At 72.9% G+C, this 3,710-nt stretch carries 5 protein-coding genes; all 5 read right to left on the bottom strand.

The window, feature by feature from the left end:
* A partial coding sequence (locus tag AB0M20_RS31970; RefSeq protein WP_364304054.1) for a DUF2255 family protein occupies positions 1–222 on the bottom strand: 222 nt, incomplete at its 3' end.
* A 9-nt stretch (positions 223–231) separates the two neighbouring features.
* Positions 232–1,233 carry an alcohol dehydrogenase catalytic domain-containing protein gene (locus AB0M20_RS31965; protein ID WP_364304053.1) on the bottom strand — a complete coding sequence of 334 codons (1,002 nt, stop codon included), beginning with the start codon at positions 1,231–1,233 and terminating at the stop codon, positions 232–234.
* Positions 1,234–1,400: 167 nt separating this feature from the next.
* A complete protein-coding gene (locus AB0M20_RS31960; protein ID WP_364304055.1) occupies positions 1,401–1,880 on the bottom strand; it encodes a DUF305 domain-containing protein in 480 nt (159 codons plus the stop codon).
* Between the two features lie 107 nt (positions 1,881–1,987).
* Positions 1,988–2,806, bottom strand: coding sequence for a lytic polysaccharide monooxygenase (locus AB0M20_RS31955; protein ID WP_364304052.1), 819 nt, complete (start codon positions 2,804–2,806; stop codon positions 1,988–1,990).
* 90 nt (positions 2,807–2,896) lie between these two features.
* A partial coding sequence (locus AB0M20_RS31950; RefSeq protein WP_364304051.1) for a HAMP domain-containing sensor histidine kinase occupies positions 2,897–3,710 on the bottom strand: 814 nt, incomplete at its 5' end.

The following is a 3,710-nucleotide window of genomic DNA, read 5'->3' as shown; positions in this document are numbered from 1 at the left end:
CACGAACTGGGTCGGGCGCTCCTCACCCCCGACGACGACGGCACCGGCGCCGGACTCGCGGGCCCGGCGATACCAGACCCCGTCCGCGCCCTTCCAGGAACGCACATACAGCTCGCCGTCCACGGCGACGACCCAGATCGGCACCCGGACGGGTTTGCGGCCCGGCGCCGGGAGCACGACCGTGATCTCCCGGACGCCGGCAAGCTCATCGAAGGAAGTCATGGGTGAACGCTAGTGTTTCGCGGCGTCCTGCGGGTGGATGATCACCTTGAGGCCGGCGCGGGCGACAGCGGTGTCCACCGCCTGGGCGGCGTCGCGCAGCGGGAACACGGCGGAGACCAGCGACGGCAGGTCGAGCCGGCCGCTGGTGGCCAGGGCGATCGCCCGCGGGTAGACCTCGCCCATGCGGCGGGACATGACCAGGCTCAGGCCCTTGCGGCGGGCCAGGGAGGCGCTGAAGGACGTGCGGTCGCCGTCCGGGATGCCCACCAGGATCACCCGGGCGCCGGGCTTGGCGAGGCGCATGGCGGCGTCCACCGCGGCGTCGTTGCCGCCCACCTCGAAGGCGACGTCGGCCACCGCGGCGGCCTCGGCGGCGACCGGCTCGGCGCCGAACTTCACCGCCGCCTCCAGCCGGTGCGGCAGCGGGTCGGCGGCGAGCACCCGGGTGGCGCCGGCCAGCCGGGCGAGCTGCACCAGGAACAACCCGATCGGGCCGCAGCCGACCACCGCGACGGTGCTGGCCACGCGCAGGTGGCCGAGGTCGAGGGCGTGCAGGGCGACGCCCAGTGGCTCGAGCAGGGCGCCCTCGTCGTCGGAGAGCGAGTCGGGCAGCGGGTGCAGCCGGTTGCCGGGCCAGGCCATGAACTGGCGCAGTCCGCCGTCGGTGCGGCCGTGCCCGGCGAAGACCACCCTCGGGCAGAGGTTGACGTCGCCCCGGAGGCACTCCTCGCAGACACCGCAGGGCACGGCCGGGTCGATGGCCACGCGGGTGCCCTCGGCCGGCCCGCTGCGGATCACCCCGGCCATCTCGTGGCCCAGCACCAGCGGTTGGGCGAGGGTGGCGTCACCGATCGCGCCCTCGGCGAACCAGTGCAGGTCGGAGCCGCACAACCCGACCGAGGTGACCTCGACCAGCACCTCGCCGTCGCCGGGCCGCGGGCGTTCCTCCTCCTGCACCCGGACGTCCCCGGCCCCGAACAATCGCGCTGCGAGCTGTGTGGCGTCCGGCATGAGATCTCCCGATCGTCGAGGAAGTGGGTGTCAATACTCCCTCGATATCCCCTCGCATCGCCGGGACAACCACCTGACTCGGCCTGTTCCCGTCGTCCCGAGCACGGCGAGCGGGCTCGTCCTTGGGGATGGGAAGGACGAACCCGCTCTGCCGGGCCTCGGGCGGATCAGCTGTTGAGCAGGTTGAGCATCTGCTTGATCTGGTCGGCGCGGGACGCGCGTACCCGCTCGGCGAAGGCCTTGGCCTCGGAGTTGACGCCGCCGGACTTCTCCATAGCCGCCATCTCCACCGCGTTGTGCTGGTGGGCGACGAAGAGGTTGAGGAACGTGGCGTCGAAGCCGGTGCCCTTGGTGCGGCGCAGCGTCGCCATCTCCCGCGGGCCGGTCGCCGGCAGGCCGCCGTGTGCCGTGTGCATGCCCGGGTCGTGGTCGACGGTCGTGGGCTTCGACCAGCCCTCCAGCCAGTTCTCCATCATCGCGATCTCGTCGACCTGGGTGACGTCCACCGCCTCGGCCAGCGTCTTGATCTCCCCCCGCCGGCTCGACTTCTCGGCGATCCGCACCATCTCGAGGCCCTGCTCGTGGTGCGCGATCATCATCTGCAGGTACATCACGTCGGTGTCGTTGAAGGTGTCGCCGGCCTGGATGGCGGCGGTTACCGACTCGGTCTGCGCGGCCTGCCGGTCGGTGCCGCAGCCGCCGAGGAGCAGGGCCGCGCCGAGCAGCGCGGCGACGGCCGCGGCGGGGCGCGCCCTCACAGCGGCAGCCACAGGGCGAGCGTGTAGATCGACGGCTCCCAGCTGCTCAGCGAGGTGTGGCCCTGCCGGCACTTGAACTTCTTGCCCTGGAAGGTGACCACGTCACCGGTCTTGTAGGCGACCTGCGCCGCCCAGGCGGAGCCACCCGTGGCGGGCGGGGCGGCGGTGGGTTCGGCGGGCTGGGCCGGGGGGTCGGCGGGCTGAGCAGGCGGGTCGGCCGGCGGATCGGCCGGCTGCTCCGGGGCGGGCGGCCGGGTGGTCGAGGGCGGCGGGGAGCTCGGGGTGGAAGGGTCCGACCCCCCGCCGCCTCCGACGTTCAGATCGACGCAGCTGTAGAACGCGTTCGGGGTGTCGCCGATGTTCCAGACGGCCAGCACGGTCTGCCGGCCGGGGAAGGCGCTCAGGTCCACCGAGTGGTTCACCACCGCGTCGGGCTGGGCGTTGCCACCATCCACAGTGGCCACCTTGGTGTTGCCGATGAAGTATTCGAAGTTGCTGGTCCGATGGCGTGCGGTGAACACCCAGGTGAAGGTGACCTTGCTGCCGACGGACTTGGCGGGCCAGGCGCGGCTGTTGTCGTTCAGCGCGGCGAACTGGCCCACGCCGCCGTTGCACGACTTGAGGCCCTTGGGCCCCTCGACGCTCTGCGGCTCGAACTGGATCTGTCCGCAGTCGGCCACGATGCCGGCCGCGCAGAGCGCCTGCCGGCTCGGCGGGGCGGAGACGTAGCCGTGCGCCAGAGCGGGCGAGGCGACCGCGACGGTCGAGGCGGCGGCTCCTAAGGCGACCAGCGGATAGGTGATCGCTCTGCGCATGGCTCGGTTCTCCCAACATGACGTGCGGTCAGTGACGGGGAGAACCTATTTCCGCGTTCCATAAAGAAGCCTTAACGGCGCCAGAAGGGATCATGAAGGTCGGCCGGAGCCGAGCAGCCAGCCGATCCGCGCGCCGCCCAGCGGGCTGCGGGCCACGACCATCCGGCCGCCGGTCGCCTCCGCCACGCGGCGCACGATGTCCAGGCCCAGGCCGGTCGAGCCAGCGCCGCTCACCCCGCGGCGCACCGCCTTCTGCGGGTCGGCGATCCCCGGCCCGGCGTCGTCGACCAGCACCCCGGCCGCCGAGACGGTCAGCCGGAACGCCACCCCCTCGGGGGTGTGCGCGAAGACGTTGCCCAGCAGTGCGTCCACGGCCAGGATCAGCTCGCTGCGGGCCACCGGCACCCACACCGGGCGGTCGCCGCCGACCACGTCGTAGGGCCGCCGCTGATCCTCGGCCAGGGCCGACCAGAACGCGAGCCGGTCGGCCAGCACCTCGACCAGGTCGCACTGCTCCGTGCCACGGCCGCGGTCACCGCCGACGCCCGAGCGGTGCGCGGTGATGATCTGCTCCAGCTCCTCGTCGAGCAGGTCGCACGCCTGCCGCATCCGGTCGGCGACCGGGCCGGGCGGCATCGAGTCGGCGTCCAGCCGCAGCGCGGTCAGCGGCGTACGCAGCCGATGCGACAGGTCGGCGGCGAGCTCCCGTTCGTTGTCCAGCAGCCGGCGCAGGTCGTCGGCCATCGAGTTGAAGGCCAGCGCCGCGTCCTGGAACTCGGGCGGGCCGGAGGGCGTGACCCGGACCGAGAGGTCACCGGCGCCGAGGCGGCGGCTCGAGCCGGACAGCTCCCGGGTCGCGCGGACCAGCCGGGCGCCCAGCCGGTCGGCGAGCAGCAGCGACCCG

Origin of the sequence: Actinoplanes sp. NPDC051633 (genome assembly GCF_040681735.1) — a bacterium.
GTDB lineage: Bacteria > Actinomycetota > Actinomycetes > Mycobacteriales > Micromonosporaceae > Actinoplanes.
This window is presented reverse-complemented; position numbering and strand designations above follow the sequence as displayed.